Origin of the sequence: Citrobacter sp. ANG330 (assembly GCF_047467925.1) — a bacterium.
Lineage (GTDB): Bacteria > Pseudomonadota > Gammaproteobacteria > Enterobacterales > Enterobacteriaceae > Citrobacter_A > Citrobacter_A amalonaticus_G.
Genome location: NZ_JASJUI010000008.1, coordinates 151053 through 169978, shown reverse-complemented (window position 1 = coordinate 169978; position 18926 = coordinate 151053). Strand labels below are relative to the sequence as shown.

Annotated in this window: 16 protein-coding genes; 7 read left to right on the top strand and 9 right to left on the bottom strand. The window is 56.1% G+C overall.

Annotated features, from left to right (window positions below; translation table 11 throughout):
* Positions 1-56 precede the first annotated feature (56 nt).
* Complete coding sequence (gene deoR, locus QNN88_RS17570) at positions 57-815, top strand: DNA-binding transcriptional repressor DeoR (protein ID WP_414241346.1); 759 nt, start codon at positions 57-59, stop codon at positions 813-815.
* A gap of 49 nt (positions 816-864) precedes the next feature.
* Here deoR and dacC read toward each other — a convergent pair whose 3' ends face one another.
* On the bottom strand, positions 865-2067 hold the full coding sequence (gene dacC, locus QNN88_RS17565) for a serine-type D-Ala-D-Ala carboxypeptidase (protein WP_414241345.1): 1203 nt from the start codon (positions 2065-2067) through the stop codon (positions 865-867).
* Between the two features lie 247 nt (positions 2068-2314).
* Between dacC and QNN88_RS17560 the strand changes: the two genes are divergently transcribed.
* Positions 2315-2941 carry a glutathione S-transferase family protein gene (locus tag QNN88_RS17560; RefSeq protein ID WP_414241344.1) on the top strand — a complete coding sequence of 209 codons (627 nt, stop codon included), beginning with the start codon at positions 2315-2317 and terminating at the stop codon, positions 2939-2941.
* Positions 2942-2946: 5 nt separating this feature from the next.
* Here the strand turns inward: QNN88_RS17560 and QNN88_RS17555 are convergent, their stop codons facing one another.
* Positions 2947-4062 carry a PQQ-dependent sugar dehydrogenase gene (locus QNN88_RS17555; RefSeq protein WP_414241343.1) on the bottom strand — a complete coding sequence of 372 codons (1116 nt, stop codon included), beginning with the start codon at positions 4060-4062 and terminating at the stop codon, positions 2947-2949.
* Positions 4063-4166: 104 nt separating this feature from the next.
* The gene (gene bssR / locus QNN88_RS17550) at positions 4167-4550 is read right to left on the bottom strand and encodes a biofilm formation regulator BssR (RefSeq protein WP_414241342.1); all 384 of its coding nucleotides are present in this window, start codon (positions 4548-4550) and stop codon (positions 4167-4169) included.
* Between the two features lie 229 nt (positions 4551-4779).
* On the opposite strand from bssR, the gene rimO reads away from it, so the two are divergent.
* Positions 4780-6105 carry a 30S ribosomal protein S12 methylthiotransferase RimO gene (gene rimO / locus QNN88_RS17545; RefSeq protein ID WP_414241341.1) on the top strand — a complete coding sequence of 442 codons (1326 nt, stop codon included), beginning with the start codon at positions 4780-4782 and terminating at the stop codon, positions 6103-6105.
* 89 nt (positions 6106-6194) lie between these two features.
* Here rimO and gsiD read toward each other — a convergent pair whose 3' ends face one another.
* Genes gsiD through iaaA form a run of 5 tightly spaced genes read right to left on the bottom strand, consistent with a single transcriptional unit; the run spans position 6195 to position 12437 of the window.
* A complete protein-coding gene (gsiD, locus tag QNN88_RS17540) occupies positions 6195-7106 on the bottom strand; it encodes a glutathione ABC transporter permease GsiD (RefSeq protein ID WP_044326543.1) in 912 nt (303 codons plus the stop codon).
* A 2-nt stretch (positions 7107-7108) separates the two neighbouring features.
* Positions 7109-8029, bottom strand: coding sequence for a glutathione ABC transporter permease GsiC (gsiC, locus tag QNN88_RS17535; RefSeq protein WP_414241340.1), 921 nt, complete (start codon positions 8027-8029; stop codon positions 7109-7111).
* 17 nt (positions 8030-8046) lie between these two features.
* Positions 8047-9585 carry a glutathione ABC transporter substrate-binding protein GsiB gene (gsiB, locus tag QNN88_RS17530; RefSeq protein ID WP_414241339.1) on the bottom strand — a complete coding sequence of 513 codons (1539 nt, stop codon included), beginning with the start codon at positions 9583-9585 and terminating at the stop codon, positions 8047-8049.
* A gap of 28 nt (positions 9586-9613) precedes the next feature.
* A complete protein-coding gene (gene gsiA / locus QNN88_RS17525) occupies positions 9614-11485 on the bottom strand; it encodes a glutathione ABC transporter ATP-binding protein GsiA (RefSeq protein ID WP_414241338.1) in 1872 nt (623 codons plus the stop codon).
* Positions 11472-12437 (bottom strand): beta-aspartyl-peptidase, encoded by a 966-nt coding sequence (iaaA, locus tag QNN88_RS17520; RefSeq protein ID WP_414241337.1) that lies wholly within the window; start codon positions 12435-12437, stop codon positions 11472-11474. The genes gsiA and iaaA overlap by 14 nt, the downstream gene beginning before the upstream one ends.
* 184 nt (positions 12438-12621) lie before the next feature.
* Here iaaA and moeA point away from each other — a divergent pair, with 184 nt between their 5' ends.
* Entirely contained in the window at positions 12622-13857 is a 1236-nt protein-coding gene (gene moeA, locus QNN88_RS17515; RefSeq protein ID WP_414241336.1) for a molybdopterin molybdotransferase MoeA, read from the top strand.
* On the top strand, positions 13857-14615 hold the full coding sequence (gene moeB / locus QNN88_RS17510) for a molybdopterin-synthase adenylyltransferase MoeB (protein WP_414241335.1): 759 nt from the start codon (positions 13857-13859) through the stop codon (positions 14613-14615). The genes moeA and moeB overlap by 1 nt, the downstream gene beginning before the upstream one ends.
* A gap of 95 nt (positions 14616-14710) precedes the next feature.
* Here the strand turns inward: moeB and fsa are convergent, their stop codons facing one another.
* Positions 14711-15373, bottom strand: a complete 663-nt coding sequence (fsa, locus tag QNN88_RS17505) for a fructose-6-phosphate aldolase (RefSeq protein WP_414241334.1) — start codon at positions 15371-15373, stop codon at positions 14711-14713.
* Between the two features lie 131 nt (positions 15374-15504).
* Here fsa and QNN88_RS17500 point away from each other — a divergent pair, with 131 nt between their 5' ends.
* Both QNN88_RS17500 and QNN88_RS17495 read left to right on the top strand, forming a co-directional pair.
* Complete coding sequence (locus tag QNN88_RS17500; protein ID WP_414241333.1) at positions 15505-16404, top strand: glycyl-radical enzyme activating protein; 900 nt, start codon at positions 15505-15507, stop codon at positions 16402-16404.
* 4 nt (positions 16405-16408) lie between these two features.
* Positions 16409-18841: a glycyl radical protein gene (locus QNN88_RS17495; RefSeq protein WP_414241332.1), complete on the top strand. Its 2433-nt coding sequence runs from the start codon at positions 16409-16411 to the stop codon at positions 18839-18841.
* The last annotated feature ends 85 nt before the right edge of the window (positions 18842-18926 follow it).

Here is an 18926-nt window from a genome sequence, read left to right as displayed (position 1 = left end):
GTAATATTAAGCGCTCTGTAGCGGACAGAGCGCTTAATTATTCATCCAGGGGAATTATGGAAACACGTCGCGAAGAGCGCATTGGTCAATTGCTGCAGGCACTGAAACGCAGCGACAAACTCCATCTTAAGGAAGCCGCGACCCTGCTGGGCGTCTCTGAAATGACCATTCGCCGCGACCTGAATAACAACAGCGCGCCGGTGGTGCTGCTCGGTGGCTATATTGTGCTGGAACCCCGCAGCGCCAGCCACTATCTGCTCAGCGATCAAAAATCCCGTCTGGTCGAAGAAAAGCGTCGCGCATCACAACTGGCGGCAAGCCTGGTGCAGCCACATCAGACGCTGTTTTTTGACTGTGGGACCACGACGCCGTGGATTATTGAAGCAATCGATAACGAAATCCCGTTTACCGCCGTCTGTTACTCTCTGAATACGTTTCTGGCTTTGCAGGAAAAACCGTTGTGTCGGGCGATCCTCTCTGGCGGCGAATTCCATGCCAGTAATGCCATTTTCAAACCGCTTGATACCCGCGAAACACTCAATAGTCTCTGTCCGGATATCGCCTTCTATTCGGCGGCGGGCATTCACATCAGCAAGGGAGCGACCTGTTTTAATCTGGAAGAATTACCGGTGAAACACTGGGCGATGTCGATGGCCCAGTATCACGTGCTGGTCGTCGATCACAGCAAATTTGGCAAGGTCCGTCCGGCGCGGATGGGAGATTTAACACATTTTGACGCGGTCATCAGCGACTGCTGCCCTGACGATGAATTTGTCAGCTTCGCCAAAGCACAACGGATAAAGCTGATGTACTAATCGCAATTTGCCGGACAGGCGTCAGCGCTATCCGGCAATCCACAAACGATTAAGAGAACCAGCTACCAAACCACTGATGGAATTTCATCAGCACGAAATCCCACATCCGGCCAAAGAAGCCGCCCTCTTCGACCGCTTCCATCACGATCAGCGGACGCTGCTCAATCGACTTGCCGTTCAACTGGAAGTCAATCGTCCCGACCACCTGACCTTTTTTCAGCGGCGCAGTGAGCTGCGGTTCGGTCAGCGTGAAGCTGGCCTTCAGGTTTTTCAGTTGACCCCGCGGAATGGTCACCGAGCCGGCTTCGCCCGCCCCCAGATTCACCTCACTCTTGTCACCAAACCAGACGCGCTGGGTCACAAAGGTGGCATCCGGCTTGATTGGCGTAACGGTTTCATAGAAGCGAAAGCCCCAGGTCAGCAATTTTTCTGATTCATTAAAACGAATACGGTCGGTTTTGGTGCCTAGCACCACCGAAATTAACCGCATATCGCCCTGAGTCGCCGACGCGACCAGGTTATATCCGGCCCCCGCTGTGGTGCCCGTCTTCATGCCATCAACGTTGAGATTAGAACTCCACAGCAGACGGTTACGGTTGGGCTGGCGAATTTTGTTAAAAGTGAACTCTTTCTCTTTATGGATCGCATACTCTTCCGGCACATCGTGGATCAGTGCCTTGCCCAGCAGCGCCATATCACGCGCGGTGCTGAACTGCCCTGGCGCATCCAGGCCATGTACCGTCTGGAAGGTGGTGTTCGTCAGCCCGAGTCGTTTTGCATAGCCATTCATCAGACCGATGAACGACTCCTGACTGCCCGCGACGTAGTCCGCAAGTGCGATACAGGCGTCGTTGCCAGACTGAATAATCACCCCTTTGTTGAGATCAGAAACCGCCACCTGATCGCCAGGCTTCAGAAACATCACCGAGGAGCCGCGCAGCGCCGGGTTGCCGGTCGCCCAGGCGTCTTTGCCTATCGTCACCATGTCGGTCAGTTTAATTTTGCCCGCCTTGAGTGCCTGTCCTACCACGTAGCTGGTCATGATTTTCGTCAGACTGGCGGGATCCAGTTTTTCGTCGGCATTGCCTTCCGCCAGCACCTTACCACTGGCGTAGTCCATTAAAATCCATGCTCGCGCATCGACGCCTGGCGGTTCAATGGTCTGTTCCGCCGCCATCACCGTTGGCGCAAAGAGAAATAAAAGGGCTGAACCCGCTGCGAAATTACGAAGGGAAGAAACGTATTGCGTCATAAATGCCACCCGAGTATCCATTCAAAAAATATACGTCATACCACCGTATAATAAGTGCGGTGAGTAATAACGCACTAAGAAGCGTAAGGGAACCGTAAGTTGGTAAAGTTTTTAAAGTTTATGCAATAACCCCCCGCTGTGCTGCTGGGATGAGGAATTTTTTGTTCGCTGTTGCGTAAATGTTGGGTTTATCTCACCATGTGGAGTGAACACAGCCTTTAGGCTGTCCATTTTTTGAGGGGTAATTATGATTACGCTGTGGGGTCGGAATAACTCAACCAACGTCAAGAAAGTGTTATGGACACTCGAAGAACTGGAATTGCCGTTTAACCATATCCTCGCCGGAGGACAGTTTGGCCTGAACCATGATACCGAGTATCTGGCGATGAACCCGAACGGTCTGGTGCCATTGTTACGTGATGATGAAAGCGACCTGTTACTGTGGGAATCCAACGCCATCGTGCGTTACCTGGCGGCGCAGTATGGACAAAAACGCCTGTGGGTCGAATCCCCGGCACGTCGGGCGGAAGGCGAAAAATGGATGGACTGGGCGAATCAGACCTTAAGTCCGGCACACCGCGTGGTACTGTTTGGTTTAGTGAGAACACCGCCGGAACAGCGCGATCAGGCCGCTATTGATGCAGGCGCGAAACAGTGCGACAAGCTGTTTGCAATCCTCGATGCGGCGCTGGCCGACCAGCCCTGGTTCTCGGGTAAAGCCTTTGGCACCGGCGATATCGCCATCGCGCCGTTCGTCTATAACTTGTTCAATGTAGGACTGACATGGACACCGCGTCCGCATCTTGAGCGCTGGTATCAACAGCTCAGCGAGCGCCCGGCGTTTCGTAAAACAGTCATGATCCCGGTCAGCTAAGCCGCTCAGGTACGCGGGCTAACTTTGAGTAACTCGCCGTCGGACTCGTCGGTTAAGACATACAAATAGCCGTCGGGCCCGATGCGCACGTCGCGGATGCGTTGATTTCGTTCACCCAGAATGCGCCCCTCTTCCGTCACTTTATTACCGTTTACGCTCATCACAATGACATCCTGGTCTTTTAGCGCGCCAATAAACAGTTTCTGCCGCCACTGAGGAAAGGTGTCGTGGTTATAAAAGGCCATCCCACTAACGGCAGGTGATTTCTGCCAGTAGAAAATGGGCTGTTCAGTGCCTGCCACCTTTTCACCCTGCGCTTCCGGGATTTTCAGCCCGCTGTAGTTGATGCCCCAGGTCGCCAGCGGCCAGCCGTAGTTTTTGCCTTTTTCGGGGATATTGATCTCATCTCCGCCGCGTGGCCCGTGCTCGTTAAGCCACAGCACTCCGCTCCACGGATTCATCGCCATCCCCTGCGGATTGCGGATCCCATAAGACCAGATTTCCGGGCGCGCGCCCGGCTGATTAACAAACGGATTGTCCGCCGGGATTTTTCCCTCATCGGTCAGACGCACCACTTTACCCTGCAGTTTGTCGAGATCCTGCGCCGTCGGCCGTTGGTTGTTTTCCCCCAACCCGATGAACAGGTGCCCCTTGCCGTCAAACACCAGTCGCCCGCCGAAATGATTGCCTGTTGACAATTTTGGCATCTGGCGGAAAACGGTCTGGAAGTTTTCCAGCCGCGAAAGATCATCGCTGAGTCGACCAAAGCCCACCGCGGTTCCTGCTTTTCCCTCTGCATCAGCCTGCGCAAAACTAAGCCAGACGCGCCGGGACTGACTAAAGTCCGGTGCCAGCGCCACGTCCAGCAGGCCGCCCTGCCCGTTTGCCCACACCTGTGGTACGCCAGGCAGCGGATCAGAAAGCCCTTTTCCTGACTGCCAGTGACGCAACTGGCCGCCCTTCAGGGTGATCAGCATGCCGTTGTCGCCCGGCAGAAAGGCTAGCGCCCACGGGTGGTCAAGTTTGGTTTGCAGCACCTCAACAGTCACCGCAGGCGTTTTTGCCTGAGCAAACCAGGGGGACACGATCAATGGAATTAAGGGGATAAGCGAGCGATGCATAGCGCCTCCTTGTTGACTCTGGTTAAAGCGTAGTCAGCGAGGAACGTCGCGGAGCCATTTTTACAAAAACTTAACGACAAAGGGGGAGTCGCCTCCCCCGGAAATCAGGCATCTTCAAGTGTGGAATGAGCCTGCAGACTCTGAATGCTCAGCGTTAACGTTGTCAGGCAGGAATTGAGTTTTTCTGCATTGACGGCAATAAAAGTCGGACAGTCATGGTGTCCGCTCATCAGGCACACCGCCGCAGCGGCGAGTGCGCCTTCGGCATGATGCAAAGCATCCCACTCTTCCTGATCGAGATGCAGGTTCAAGCGCAACGATTTATCGTGCAGCTCGCGGTTCAGTTCGAAAAAGTTCTCACGTAGATGATCATTCTCGCTGACTGACATGTATCCTTTCGCCATCCTTAGCTGCAGATACGCAGCGAGGTCAATCCTGGCGTTGATAAGCTTATTCAGCAGATCGGTTCTCAGTCTGTCAACGAACATACTTCGTTCCTCCTCTTCCAGCCATGGTGCAACACTATAGTATGGCTATTTTTTGTACTGATTGATGCCTGAGATCAATAATTCACTCGGAATTAACATAATTTACAATCTATATATAAGCTGGTGCAGACCGCCCTGACTCATCGGGTGAGATTGCGATACAATTTTTGCACGGAACTCTGTAGAATCCCTGCCCTGAACATTCCAATAACTGAACAATTTTTAAGCTATGAGCAAAGTAACCCACCAGCCGAAAATCGGCTTCGTTTCCCTCGGTTGTCCGAAAAACCTCGTCGATTCGGAACGTATCCTGACTGAACTGCGTACCGAAGGCTACGATGTCGTCCCGAGCTACGATGATGCCGATATGGTGATCGTTAACACCTGCGGTTTTATCGACAGCGCCGTGCAGGAATCCCTGGAAGCCATTGGCGAAGCGCTGAACGAAAACGGCAAGGTGATCGTCACCGGCTGTCTGGGCGCGAAAGAAGATCAGATCCGTGAAGTCCATCCAAAAGTGCTGGAGATCACCGGGCCGCACAGCTATGAACAGGTTCTGGAACACGTTCACCACTACGTGCCAAAACCAAAGCACAATCCGTTCCTGAGCCTGGTGCCGGAACAGGGCGTGAAGCTGACCCCACGTCATTACGCCTACCTGAAAATTTCAGAAGGCTGCAACCATCGCTGCACCTTCTGCATCATTCCTTCCATGCGCGGCGATCTGGTCAGCCGTCCAATTGGTGATGTGCTGAGCGAAGCAAAGCGTCTGGTCGATGCCGGTGTGAAAGAGATCCTCGTGATTTCTCAGGACACCTCCGCCTATGGCGTGGACGTGAAGCATCGCACCGGGTTCTATAACGGTGAGCCGGTGAAAACCAGCATGGTCAGCCTGTGTGAACAGCTGTCTAAACTGGGTATCTGGACGCGTCTGCATTACGTCTACCCGTATCCGCATGTTGATGACGTGATCCCGCTGATGGCGGAAGGTAAGATCCTGCCATACCTGGATATTCCGCTTCAGCACGCCAGCCCGCGCATTCTCAAACTGATGAAGCGCCCCGGCTCGGTTGACCGTCAACTGGCGCGCATCAAGCAATGGCGCGAAATCTGTCCGGAGCTGACCCTGCGCTCGACGTTTATTGTGGGCTTCCCGGGTGAAACCGAAGACGATTTCCAGATGCTGCTCGACTTCCTGAAAGAAGCGCGTCTCGACCGCGTAGGCTGTTTCAAATACAGCCCGGTAGAAGGCGCTGGCGCCAATGCGCTGCCGGATCAGGTACCGGAAGAGGTGAAAGAGGAGCGCTGGAACCGCTTTATGCAACTGCAACAACAGATCTCCGCTGAGCGTTTGCAGGAAAAAGTGGGCCGCGAAATTCTGGTCATTGTCGATGAAGTCGACGAAGAAGGCGCGATTGGTCGTAGCATGGCCGATGCCCCGGAAATCGACGGCGCGGTCTATTTGAATGGCGAAACCAACTTGAAGCCGGGCGATGTGATCCGCGTGAAAGTGGAAAACGCCGACGAATATGATCTGTGGGGCACCCGCGCTTAACTCTCATTGACTCAGGCCGGATACGGCATTTATGCCGCCATCCGGCAATGCCTGATAATGACGCCAGCGCGTCTTATCAGGCCAACAGTTTATCCTTTTATTTTCGGGTCAAGCGCGTCGCGCAGGCCATCGCCTAACAGATTAAACGCCAGTACCGTCAGGAAAATCGCCACCGCCGGGAACAGCGCCACATGCGGCGCAATCACCATATCCGCCCGCGCTTCATTCAGCATCGCGCCCCACTCCGGCGTCGGCGGCTGTGCGCCCAGCCCCAGAAACGACAGACTTGCCGCAGAGATGATCGACGTGCCAATACGCATAGTAAAAAAGACCACAATCGACGAGACGGTCCCAGGCAGGATATGACTGAAAATAATGGTCGCATCGCTGGCGCCAATGCTGCGCGCCGATTCGATAAACGTCTGGCGTTTCAGCACCAGCGTATTGCCGCGCACCAGACGCGCAAATGCCGGGATCGAGAAGATCGCCACCGCGATAATCACGTTGGCAATGCCGCTACCTAACACCGCGACCACGGCAATCGCCAGCAGGATACCCGGAAACGCGAACAGCACGTCGCAGATGCGCATGATGACCCGATCCCACCAGCCTTCATAGTAACCCGCCAGCAGCCCCAGTACGGTACCAATAGCCGCGCCAATCAATACTGCAAATACCCCTGCCGCCAGCGAAATTTGCGCACCCACCAGCACGCGGCTGAAGATATCTCTGCCCAGCGAATCCACACCGAACCAGTGCATCATCGACGGCCCGTCATTCAGCCTGTCGTAATCGAAATAGTTTTCCGCATCGAATGGCGTCAGCCAGCGGGCGAAGATTGCCACCAGGATCAGCAGCAGCACAAACAGGCCTGCTATCAACGCCACATGCTGACGACGAAAACGTCGCCAGAATTCGTGCCACGGCGTGCGTACCCGTTCGGGTTTCACCATGGGCATGGCATCTAAAATCGCCTGACGGCGCCAGTTAAGTAATCGCATCCTTACTTGTACCTGATAGCCGGGTTAATGGCGGCATACAGCACATCCACCACTAAATTGATAAGTATAAATTCCAGTGAAAACAACAGGACTTCCGCCTGAATCACCGGATAATCGCGCATCTCTACGGAGTCCACCAGCAGACGGCCGAGACCGGGCCAATTGAAGACCTTTTCGACCACGATAGACCCGCCGAGCAAAAAGCCAAACTGTAACCCCATCATGGTGACGACCGGTATCATCGCATTGCGCAGCCCATGCTTGAGCACCACCCAGGTTTCGCTGACCCCTTTCGCCCGGGCGGTGCGCATATAATCTTCACTGAGCACATCGACAAATGAGGCGCGGGTAAAGCGCGCCATCACTGAGGCCACCGCCGCGCCAAGGGTGACAGACGGCAGAATATAGTGCTGCCAGCTATCAGCGCCGACGGTCGGCAACCAGCCTAACTCCACGGAGAACACCTGCATTAACAGCATCCCCAGCGCGAACGCCGGAAAGGAGATCCCGGTAACGGCCAGCGTCATGCTGAGGCGATCCGGCCAGCGATTACGCCATACCGCCGCGACAATTCCCGCCGCCATGCCGAACAGAACGGCCCAGATCATACTGGTCAACGTCAGCCACAGCGTCGGCATAAACCGGCTGGCGATCTCCTCCGAAACCGGCCGACGGGAAACCATCGAAAGGCCAAAATCGCCCTGCAACACGTTTGTCATGTAATGCCAGAACTGAATGTGCAGCGGCCGGTCGAGACCGAGTTGCTGACGAACCAGTTCAATCACCTGCGAGTCGGCTTCCGGCCCGGCAATCAGCCGCGCCGGGTCACCGGGCAACAGGTGAACAAATAAAAACACCAGCACCGCAACGATGAACAGGGTTGGAATCAACCCCAGCAGGCGTTTGAGGATATAGTTAAGCATCCGGTTTCCGCTGTGGCTTATTTCAAATCTGCATCATCAAAGCTGAACCCCGTATCTGGCATGATCCAGAAACCAGTCAGTTTGTTACTGTGCGCCGAAACCAGTTTTTCCACCACCAGCGGGATCCACGGCGACTCTTTCCAGACGATATCCTGTGCCGCTTTGTACAGGCGCACTTTTTCTTGCGAGTCGGTCGTTTTCAGCGCATCGGCAAGATCACTGTCAACCTGCGGATTGCTGTAGAACGCGGTGTTAAACAGAGTTGGCGGCCAGTTTTGCGAGGCAAACAGCGGCGACAATGCCCAGTCTGCTTCACCGGTCGAGGCCGACCAGCCAGTGTAGAACATTCTCACACCGCTCTCTTTCTGCCCTTTGCCCTCAACCTCCGACGCGCGCTGACCGGCATCCATCGCCGTCACCTGCACTTTAACCCCCACCTGCGCCAGCTGCTGTTGGGTAAACTGCAACACTTTCTGGGCGGTACTGTGATTGTGCGATGACCACAGCGTAGTGCTAAAACCGTTCGGATAACCCGCTTCTTTCAGCAGTTCACGGGCTTTTGCCGGATCGTAAGGCCAGGGCGCGTAGCTTTGCGCATAAGCAATCGACGGCGGCACCACGCCGGTCGCCGGGGTCGCATAGCCGGCAAACGCCACTTTCACCAGCGCCTGACGGTTGATAGCGTAGTTTAATGCCTCGCGGACTTTGGGATTGTCGAACGGCTTTTGCGTCACGTTCATGCTGATGTAACGCTGCATGATCGATGGACTGGCGACCAGTTGCAGATTTTTGTTTTTCTCTAACAACGCCGCCTGCTCGTAGGGGATCGGGAAGGCAAACTGTGCTTCCCCGGTTTGCAGCATCGCCGCACGGGTATTGTTATCGGTGACCGGACGCCAGGTGATGCTATCCAGCTTCGGTAATCCCGGTTGCCAGTAACCGGCAAATTTCTTCACCTTCACAAAATCGGTTTGATTCCAGGTATCCAGCGTGTACGGACCCGTGCCAACCGGATGGAAGCCAATCTCTTTACCGTATTTCGCCAGTGCGGCTGGTGAGATCATCGCCGTTGCCGGGTGCGCCAGGATATTAATAAACGCGGAGAACGGCTGCTTCAGAGTAATTTTTACCGTCGCGGGATCGACAGCCTCTGTTTTGGCGATGTTTTTATACAGGTTATAACGCTTGAGGCTATTGGCGGGATCGCTGGCGCGATCGAGGTTAATTTTCACCGCTTCGGCGTTAAAGTCGGTACCGTCCTGGAATTTCACCCCCTGACGCAGTTTAAGGGTATATACCAGGCCGTCGTCAGAGACGGTATAGCTCTCCGCCAGCACGTTCTTCAGCTTCATCTCTTTATCCAGGCCAAACAGCCCCTGATAAAACGATTTTGCCACCTGCTGCGATAAGGTGTCATTCGCGTCATACGGGTCAAGTGTGGTGAAGTTGGACCCCACCGCGACCACTACATCTTTTGCGGCAAACGCCGGGGACGCTGCCAGCGCGGTCGTCGCGCCTAATGCCAACAGCCAATGTCGGGCGAGCAATTTTGTCATCTTTTTTCTCCTGAACCCTGCCTGAATGTTATAAACGCGATAGCGCATTTTCTCGTTGTGGACGCGCGACATAATGTCCGGGCCCGACTAACTGCAATGAAACAGGTGCTGGCGCTTCGCCGCGCCGGTAAATGTTACTCGGCAGATCGTCCGACAGCAGTACCTGCTGCGGGCGGTGATGTCCGGGATCGGCAACCGGAACCGCCGCCATGAGCTTACGGGTATACGGATGCTGTGGATCCTCAAACAACGCGGCGCGCGGGCCGATCTCAACGATCTGTCCCATGTGCATCACCGCAACGCGGTGGCTGATCCGTTCAACGACGGCCATGTCATGTGAGATGAACAGCCAGGCGATCCCCAGTTCCCGCTGCAAATCGAGCAGCAGGTTGATAATTTGTCCGCGAATCGACACATCCAACGCGGAGACCGATTCATCGGCAATAATGACTTTGGGGTTGAGCGCCAGCGCACGGGCAATACAGATTCGCTGACGCTGCCCGCCAGAAAACTCATGCGGGTAGCGCCACGCATGTTCAGGTTTCAACCCGACGCGCTCCAGCAGCCACGCCACGCGCTCCGCCGCCGCCTTACCCTGCAACAGTCCGTGGACGCGCAGCGGTTCCATGATGGAATAACCCACGGTTTGCCGTGGGTCGAGCGAAGCGTAGGGATCCTGAAAAATAAACTGAATATTACGGCGCAAGGGCTGCAATTGACTGTCGGGCAGCGTATCGATTCGCTGACCGTCAAAAATAATCTCTCCGGACTGCGATTCCACCAGCCGCAATAGCGCACGCCCCGTCGTGGATTTGCCGCAGCCGGACTCACCGACCAGCGACAGCGTCTCGCCAGGCCAGAGATCAAAGCTGACATTTTCCACCGCATGCACCTCGCGGGTCACCCGATTCAGAAGCCCGCTGCGTAACGGAAATCGCGTCACCAGGTTGCGTACCTGCAAAATGGGTTCACCCTCGACCACCGTATTTTGATCGACAGGCCGCTCATGCTTTTCCGGCGCGTTCAGGGAGAACAGCGGGAAACGGCGCGGATAAGGGAGACCTTTCATCGCCCCAAGTTGCGGTACCGACGCCAGTAATGACTGCGTGTAAGGATGCTGCGGCGAGCGGAAAATCTGTTCCACAGTGCCGGTCTCCACCCCTTCGCCCTGATACATCACCAGCACACGATCGGCGACATCCGCAACCACGCCCATATCATGAGTGATGAAAATCACCCCCATCGACATCTCTTGTTGCAGGACTTTGATCAGTTGCAGGATTTGCGCCTGAATCGTGACGTCCAGCGCGGTTGTCGGTTCATCGGCAATCAGCACCGCCGGGCGACACGAGAGCGCCATCGCAATCATCACCCGCTGGCGCATACCGCCGGAAAGCTGGTGTGGATAGCGCGAAAGAATGGCTTTCGCCTCCGGAATGCGAACCTGATCGAGCATCCGCTTGGCCTCCGCCATTGCCTCTTCACGCCCAGCCCCCTGATGCAGGCGGATGGACTCGGCTATCTGCTCACCTACGGTAAACACCGGATTGAGTGACGTCATCGGTTCCTGGAAGATCATAGCGATATCGGCGCCCCGGATCCGCTGAAGCTGCGACGTACTCTGTTCGCCCAGCTCAATCACCTCGCGGTTCCGACGACGCAGCAGCATCTGCTCGCACTGCACCTCGCCGCCGGACTGTTCAATCAGTCGCATCAGCGACAGCGCGGTGACCGATTTTCCTGAACCAGATTCACCGACAATCGCCAGCGTCTCGCCACGCCTGAGACGAAATGACAGGTCCCGCACTGCCTCAGTGCGCTGCTGGTCCTGTTGAAAAGCGATATTCAGATTGCTGACGGCCAGCACGTCGCTGGCGTCAAGCGCATCACTGTGTGGCAACGGTGTCCCCTTTTTCCCGGTAAATTCCGGTCGTTGGTGTATCCCCGGCATAACCCCAGGCGCGATACATTCCTTCGCAATTAAACGGCAAGGCCACATTTCCCTCATGATCGATGGCAATCAGCCCGCCGCTGCCGCCCAGCGCCGGTAACTTCTCCATCACTACCCGCTCACAGGCTTCCGATAAGCTCAGACCGCCGTAATCCATCAACGCAGCAATATCGTAAGCCGCCAGCGCACGGATAAACACTTCGCCCGTGCCGGTGCAGGAGACCGCCACGCTGGCGTTATTGGCATAGCAGCCCGCGCCGACGAGCGGACTATCGCCGACGCGGCCAGGTAATTTGTTGGTCATGCCGCCAGTCGATGTCGCCGCCGCGAGGTTGCCGTGTAAATCCAGCGCCACTGCGCCCACGGTGCCCATTTTCTTGCCTTCGTCCAGCGGTGCGCCGCTGTGATCCAGCACGGTCTCCCCACTTGAGCGCGCGGCCAGCAGTTGTTGATAACGTTCCGGCGTGGAAAAGAGATCCGCAGAGACCAGCGCCATCCCTTCTGAGGCAGCAAATTTTTCTGCCCCCGCGCCGATCATCATGACATGCGGGCTACGCTCCATCACCAGTCGGGCCGCGAGGATTGGGTTACGCAGATGGCTGACGCCCGCCACCGCTCCGGCTTTCAGGGTATTGCCATCCATAACGCAGGCATCCAGTTCATGGGTCTCGTCATGGGTATACACCGCGCCAATCCCGGCATTAAACAGCGGGCACTCCTCAAGCAGTCGCACGGCTTCAGTGACTACATCCAGCGCGCTTTCTCCCGCTTCCAGCATCTTTTGCCCGGCGTCGACGATATCGGAAAGCGCCTGGATATAGCGTAACTCCTGCTCCTGGCTCATCTGTGCACGGGCAATCGCCCCTGCCCCGCCGTGAATTGCAATAACTGCTTTGCCCATGTTTATCGCCCGTCTTCTACAAATATCAGAATTCTGTAGAGTTATTGATTCGATTTTTGACTATAGAAAGATGCGATTCGCATGTAAAGCATTCACACCCTTCCTAAGTCCGAGGTGGCATACAGTCCCCTCGCATTTTCTGACATAATAGACGGATTCGATTTTGCCCCGCAGGAGTGTTTTCATGGAATTTACCGCCGGACTGATGCCGCTGGAAACGGCGCTTACCGAAATGTTGTCGCGTGTTACCCCGCTCACCGCCGTCGAGACGCTACCGCTGGTGCAGTGCTTTGGCCGAATTCTGGCGACCGACGTGGTATCGCCGTTGGACGTCCCGGGTTTCGATAACTCAGCGATGGACGGTTACGCGGTACGCCTGGCCGATCTCGCCAGCGGACATCCGCTGCCGGTCGCCGGTAAAGCGTTCGCCGGTCAGCCGTTTCAGGGTGAATGGCCTGCGGGGAGCTGTATTCGCATTATGACCGGTGCGCCGGTGCCGCCGGGATGTGACGCGGTGGTAATGCAAGAGCAGACAGAACAGACTGACAATGGCGTGCGTTTTACCGCCGACGTCCGCGCCGGGCAAAATATCCGCCTTCGCGGCGAAGATATCAGCCAAAATGCCGTGGTTTTCCCTGCCGGCACGCGTCTGACCACGGGCGAACTGCCGGTACTGGCATCGCTCGGCATTGCCGACGTCCAGGTCGTGCGTAAAGTGCGCGTCGCGCTGTTCTCGACGGGCGATGAACTGCAACTGCCCGGTCAACCGCTCGGCGAAGGTCAGATTTATGATACCAACCGCCTGACCGTGCACCTGATGCTGCAACAGTTGGGTTGTGACGTAATCAATTTAGGCATCATCCGCGATGATCCGCACGCCCTGCGCACGGCGTTTATCGAAGCCGACAGTCAGGCGGATGTGGTGATCAGCTCCGGCGGCGTGTCGGTCGGTGAAGCGGATTACACCAAAACCATTCTTGAAGAGCTGGGCGAAATCGCTTTCTGGAAACTGGCTATCAAACCTGGCAAACCGTTCGCTTTCGGCAAACTGCGCAACAGCTGGTTCTGCGGTCTGCCGGGCAACCCGGTATCCGCGGCGCTGACCTTCTACCAGTTGGTTCAGCCGCTGCTGGCGAAACTGAGCGGCAACACGGCCAGCGGATTACCCGCGCGCCAGCGTGTACGTACCGCTTCGCGACTGAAGAAAACGCCGGGACGTCTCGATTTCCAGCGCGGCATGCTACAGCGCACCGCTAACGGTGAACTGGAAGTGAGCACCACAGGCCATCAGGGTTCACATATTTTCAGCTCCTTCAGCCAGGGCAACTGCTTCATTGTGCTGGAGCGCGATCGCGGTAACGTCGAAGTGGGTGAATGGGTGGAAGTCGAACCCTTCAACGCGCTGTTCGGAGGCCTGTGATGGCAGAACTCAGCGATCAGGAGATGCTGCGCTACAACCGGCAGATCATTTTGCGCGGCTTTGACTTTGACGGGCAGGAAGCGCTGAAGGACGCCAGGGTACTGGTTGTGGGCCTCGGTGGGCTGGGCTGCGCCTCCTCGCAGTATCTGGCGAGCGCCGGCGTCGGCCATCTGACGCTGCTCGATTTCGACACCGTATCGTTGTCGAATCTACAACGCCAGACGCTGCACAGCGATGCGACCCTCGACCAGCCGAAAGTGGAGTCGGCGCATGCCGCGCTAAGCCGAATTAATCCGCATGTCGCTATCACCCCGATTAATGCGCTGCTGGACGAGACCGCCCTTCAGGCACTCATCGCCGAACACGATCTGGTGCTCGACTGCACCGATAACGTCGCGATTCGTAACCAGCTCAATGCTGGTTGCTATGCGGCAAAAGTCCCGCTGATTTCTGGCGCGGCGATCCGCATGGAAGGCCAGGTCACCGTCTTTACCTACAAAGAAGGTGAGCCCTGCTATCGCTGTCTGAGCCGTCTGTTTGGTGAAAATGCATTGACCTGCGTGGAAGCCGGAGTAATGGCGCCGCTGATTGGGGTGATAGGATCGCTCCAGGCAATGGAGGCGATAAAGCTGCTGGCGCAGTATGGTCAGCCTGCGGCGGGGAAAATCGTCATGTACGACGCCATGACCTGCCAGTTCCGCGAAATGAAGTTGATGCGAAATCCAGGCTGCGAGGTGTGTGGAACAGCATCGTCCTGAGTAGATTCCCGGCCTGATAAGACGTAGGGCCATCAGGCAATGATGGCGCGAATTGCCGGATGACGGCGTTGCCTTATCCGGCCTACAACTGCAACTTACAGCGACGTGCGCCCAAAGGCACTCTGCCAGTCGTGTTCAAACTTCGCCACCGCCGCATCAACAGCCGGAGAGCTAATCAGCTGCCGGGCAACGTCCAGCGGTAAGGTGATGGATTCACAACCTGCCAACAGACAATCCAGCGCCTGACGCGGCGTCTTGAAACTGGCGGCCAGCACTTTGGCATGCGGCGCATGCATCTTCAGCAGATTCTGCAAATCGGTGACGGTCTGAATACCGTTGCCGCCCTGCGCATCTACGCGATTCACGTAAGGGGCAACATACTCCGCCCCCGCCAGCGCCGACAGCAGGCCCTGTGCCGCACCGTACACCGCCGTTCCCAGCGTCGGGATGCCTTCCTCTTTCAGCAGTTTGATCGCCGCCAGACCTTCCGCAGTGACCGGCACTTTCACCACGATATCAGGAATGATCCCACGCAGTTTGCGCGCATCGCTCACCATCCCTTGTGCCGTTGTCGCCATCACCTGAGCGAACAGGCGGCCCTGTCCTCCCATCGCTTCATGTAATTGTGGCAATAAAACGTCCAGCGGTTTTTTCCCCGCCGCAACAATGCTGGGGTTGGTGGTCACGCCCGCCAGCGGAAAAATTCGCGCCAGCGCTTTCACCGCGTCTACGTCTGACGTATCCAGGTAGAGTTCCATAATCATTCCTCAACGACTAGTTAGCATAAATGAAAGATACCACGGCAAAACCTCTCTGTTAGTTGACGCACATCAACATAACTTTCATTCGAAAGTTATTTAATCTTTATATGAAACAAAAGAGGCCGTTTATGATTTTCAATATTCAGCGCTATTCTACACACGATGGTCCCGGTATCCGCACCGTGGTGTTCCTTAAAGGATGCTCTCTGGGCTGTCGCTGGTGTCAGAATCCGGAAAGCCGGGCGCGCACGCAGGACCTGCTGTTTGATGCACGTCTGTGCCTCGAAGGCTGTGAACTTTGCGTCCAGTCCGCCCCCGGCGTCACTGAACGCGCGCTGAACGGCCTCCTTATCCATCGCGAAAAACTCACTGACGCGCATCTCGCCCGCCTGACCGATTGTTGCCCCACTCAGGCGCTGACCGTCTGCGGCGAGGTGAAAAGCGTGGATGAGATAATGACCACCGTTCTGCGCGATAAACCTTTTTATGAGCGCAGCGGCGGCGGTATTACGCTTTCGGGCGGCGAACCGTTTATGCAGCCAGAGCTGGCCGCGTCGCTGTTTAAAGCCAGTCACGAGGCGGGCATTCATACCGCGGTGGAAACCTGTCTGCATGTGCCGTGGAAATACATTGAACCTTCACTGCCCTGGATCGATCTGTTCCTTGCGGATTTAAAACATGTCGCCGACGCGCCGTTTAAACAATGGACGGATGGTAGCGCGTCACGCGTGCTGGAAAACCTGAAAAAGCTCGCCGCCGCCGGGAAGAAAATCATCATCCGCGTTCCGCTGGTTCAGGGGTTTAACGCAGATGAAGAGGCCATTAAAGCGATTACCGATTTTGCCGCCGACGAACTGCACGTCAGCGAGATCCACTTTTTGCCCTACCACACACTGGGCATCAATAAATACCACTTGCTCAACCAACCCTACCACGCGCCGGATAAGCCGCTGGATGCACCCGATCTGCTCGCCTTTGCGCAGCAGTACGCCTGCACGAAAGGTTTGACCGCGACTTTACGAGGATAAACCCATGACCCAACTGAAACTGGATACGCTCAGCGACCGCATTAAAGCGCACAAAACCGCGCTGGTGCACATCGTCAAACCACCGGTCTGTACCGAACGCGCTCAGCATTACACTGAAATGTACCAGCAGCACCTAGACAAGCCGATTCCGGTACGCCGCGCGCTGGCGCTGGCGCATCATCTGGCGAAACGCACTATCTGGATCAAACACGACGAGTTGATCATCGGCAACCAGGCAAGCGAAGTGCGCGCTGCGCCGATCTTCCCGGAATACACCGTCTCGTGGATTGAAAAAGAGATCGACGATCTGGCGGACAGACCAGGTGCAGGTTTTGCGGTCAGTGAAGAGAATAAGCGCGTACTGCATGCCGTGTGCCCGTGGTGGCGCGGTCAGACCGTTCAGGACCGCTGCTACGGCATGTTTACCGATGAGCAAAAAGGGTTGCTGGAAACCGGTATTATCAAAGCCGAAGGCAACATGACCTCCGGTGATGCGCACCTGGCGGTGAACTTCCCGCTGCTGCTGGAAAAAGGCATTGACGGTCTGCGGGAAAAAGTCGCAGAGCGCCGCTCTCGTATTAACCTGACCGTTCTCGATGATTTGCATGGCGAGCAGTTCCTGAAAGCCATTGATATTGTGCTGGTTGCCGTCAGTGACCACATCACCCGCTTCGCCGAACTGGCACGTAAAATGGCGAGCGAAGAGACGCGTGACAGCCGTCGCAACGAGCTGCTGGCGATAGCGGAAAACTGCGATTTGATCGCCCACCAGCCGCCGCAGACCTTCTGGCAGGCGCTGCAACTGTGCTACTTCATCCAGTTGATTCTGCAAATTGAGTCCAACGGTCACTCGGTGTCGTTCGGACGTATGGACCAGTATCTTTATCCGTACTACCGCCGTGACGTGGAGCTGAACCAGACGCTGGACCGCGAACACGCCATTGAACTGCTGCACAGCTGCTGGCTGAAGCTGCTGGAAGTGAACAAAATCCGCTCCGGTTCGCACTCTAAGGCTTCCGCAGGCAGCCCGCTGTATCAGAACGTCACCATTGGTGGACAAAACCTGGTTAATGGTCAGCCAATGGATGCGGTCAATCCGCTCTCTTACGCGATCCTTGAATCGTGCGGTCGTCTGCGCTCCACTCAGCCTAACCTCAGCGTGCGTTATCACGCCGGGATGAGCAATGACTTCCTCGACGCCTGCGTGCAGGTGATCCGCTGTGGCTTTGGCATGCCAGCATTTAACAACGATGAAATTGTCATCCCGGAATTTATCAAGCTCGGTATTGAGCCGCAGGACGCCTACGATTACGCGGCGATTGGCTGTATCGAAACCGCCGTCGGCGGCAAGTGGGGCTACCGCTGCACCGGGATGAGCTTTATTAACTTTGCGCGCGTGATGCTCGCCGCGCTGGAAGGCGGTCGTGACGCCACCAGCGGGAAAGTCTTCCTGCCGCAGGAAAAAGCGCTTTCCGTCGGTAACTTCAATAATTTCGATGAGGTGATGTCCGCGTGGGATACGCAAATCCGTTATTACACGCGTAAATCGATTGAGATTGAGTATGTGGTCGACACCATGCTTGAAGAGAACGTGCACGATATTCTCTGCTCGGCACTGGTGGATGACTGCATCGAGCGGGCGAAGAGCATTAAACAAGGCGGGGCGAAGTATGACTGGGTTTCCGGCTTGCAGGTGGGTATCGCCAACCTCGGCAACAGCCTGGCCGCGGTGAAAAAACTGGTCTTTGAACAGGGGGCCATCGGTCAGCAACAGCTGGCGGCCGCGCTGGCCGATGATTTTGACGGTCTGACCCATGAGCAATTGCGTCAGCGTTTAATCAACGGCGCGCCGAAGTATGGCAACGATGATGACACGGTCGACACCCTGCTGGCTCGCGCGTACCAAACCTATATTGATGAACTGAAGCAGTACCATAACCCACGCTACGGACGTGGACCGGTCGGCGGCAATTACTACGCGGGCACCTCGTCTATCTCGGCAAACGTGCCGTTCGGCGCAGCGACCATGGCCACACCAGATGGCCGTAAAGCCCATACTCCACTGGCCGAAGGGGCAAGCCCGTCATCTGGTACTGACCATCTGGGGCCAACGGCGGTGATTGGCTCGGTCGGCAAACTGCCTACCGGTTCGATTCTGGGCGGCGTACTGTTAAACCAGAAACTGAACCCGGCAACGCTGGAGAATGAGTCTGACAAGCAGAAACTGATGATCCTGCTGCGGACCTTCTTTGAAGAGCACAAAGGCTGGCACATTCAGTACAACATCGTGTCCCGCGAAACCCTGCTGGATGCGAAAAAACACCCGGATCAGTACCGTGATCTGGTGGTCCGTGTCGCCGGTTATTCCGCGTTCTTCACCGCGCTTTCACCGGACGCGCAGGACGATATCATCGCCCGTACTGAACATATGCTGTAAAAATAAGCCCGGTGGCGCTGCGCTTACCGGGCCTATATTGTCTCCCCCGTGGGACGGTTAAGGCGAAGCCGCCCCCCGGCTTCCT

Coding starts and splice junctions, on each gene's coding strand:
- gsiB (WP_414241339.1), bottom strand. CDS start 9,585: ATGACAAAATTGCTCGCCCGACATTGGCTGTTGGCATTAGGCGCGACG.
- QNN88_RS17560 (WP_414241344.1), top strand. CDS start 2,315: ATGATTACGCTGTGGGGTCGGAATAACTCAACCAACGTCAAGAAAGTG.
- gsiC (WP_414241340.1), bottom strand. CDS start 8,029: ATGCTTAACTATATCCTCAAACGCCTGCTGGGGTTGATTCCAACCCTG.
- moeB (WP_414241335.1), top strand. CDS start 13,857: ATGGCAGAACTCAGCGATCAGGAGATGCTGCGCTACAACCGGCAGATC.
- deoR (WP_414241346.1), top strand. CDS start 57: ATGGAAACACGTCGCGAAGAGCGCATTGGTCAATTGCTGCAGGCACTG.
- QNN88_RS17555 (WP_414241343.1), bottom strand. CDS start 4,062: ATGCATCGCTCGCTTATCCCCTTAATTCCATTGATCGTGTCCCCCTGG.
- iaaA (WP_414241337.1), bottom strand. CDS start 12,437: ATGGGCAAAGCAGTTATTGCAATTCACGGCGGGGCAGGGGCGATTGCC.
- bssR (WP_414241342.1), bottom strand. CDS start 4,550: ATGTTCGTTGACAGACTGAGAACCGATCTGCTGAATAAGCTTATCAAC.
- gsiD (WP_044326543.1), bottom strand. CDS start 7,106: ATGCGATTACTTAACTGGCGCCGTCAGGCGATTTTAGATGCCATGCCC.
- fsa (WP_414241334.1), bottom strand. CDS start 15,373: ATGGAACTCTACCTGGATACGTCAGACGTAGACGCGGTGAAAGCGCTG.
- rimO (WP_414241341.1), top strand. CDS start 4,780: ATGAGCAAAGTAACCCACCAGCCGAAAATCGGCTTCGTTTCCCTCGGT.
- dacC (WP_414241345.1), bottom strand. CDS start 2,067: ATGACGCAATACGTTTCTTCCCTTCGTAATTTCGCAGCGGGTTCAGCC.
- QNN88_RS17500 (WP_414241333.1), top strand. CDS start 15,505: ATGATTTTCAATATTCAGCGCTATTCTACACACGATGGTCCCGGTATC.
- moeA (WP_414241336.1), top strand. CDS start 12,622: ATGGAATTTACCGCCGGACTGATGCCGCTGGAAACGGCGCTTACCGAA.
- QNN88_RS17495 (WP_414241332.1), top strand. CDS start 16,409: ATGACCCAACTGAAACTGGATACGCTCAGCGACCGCATTAAAGCGCAC.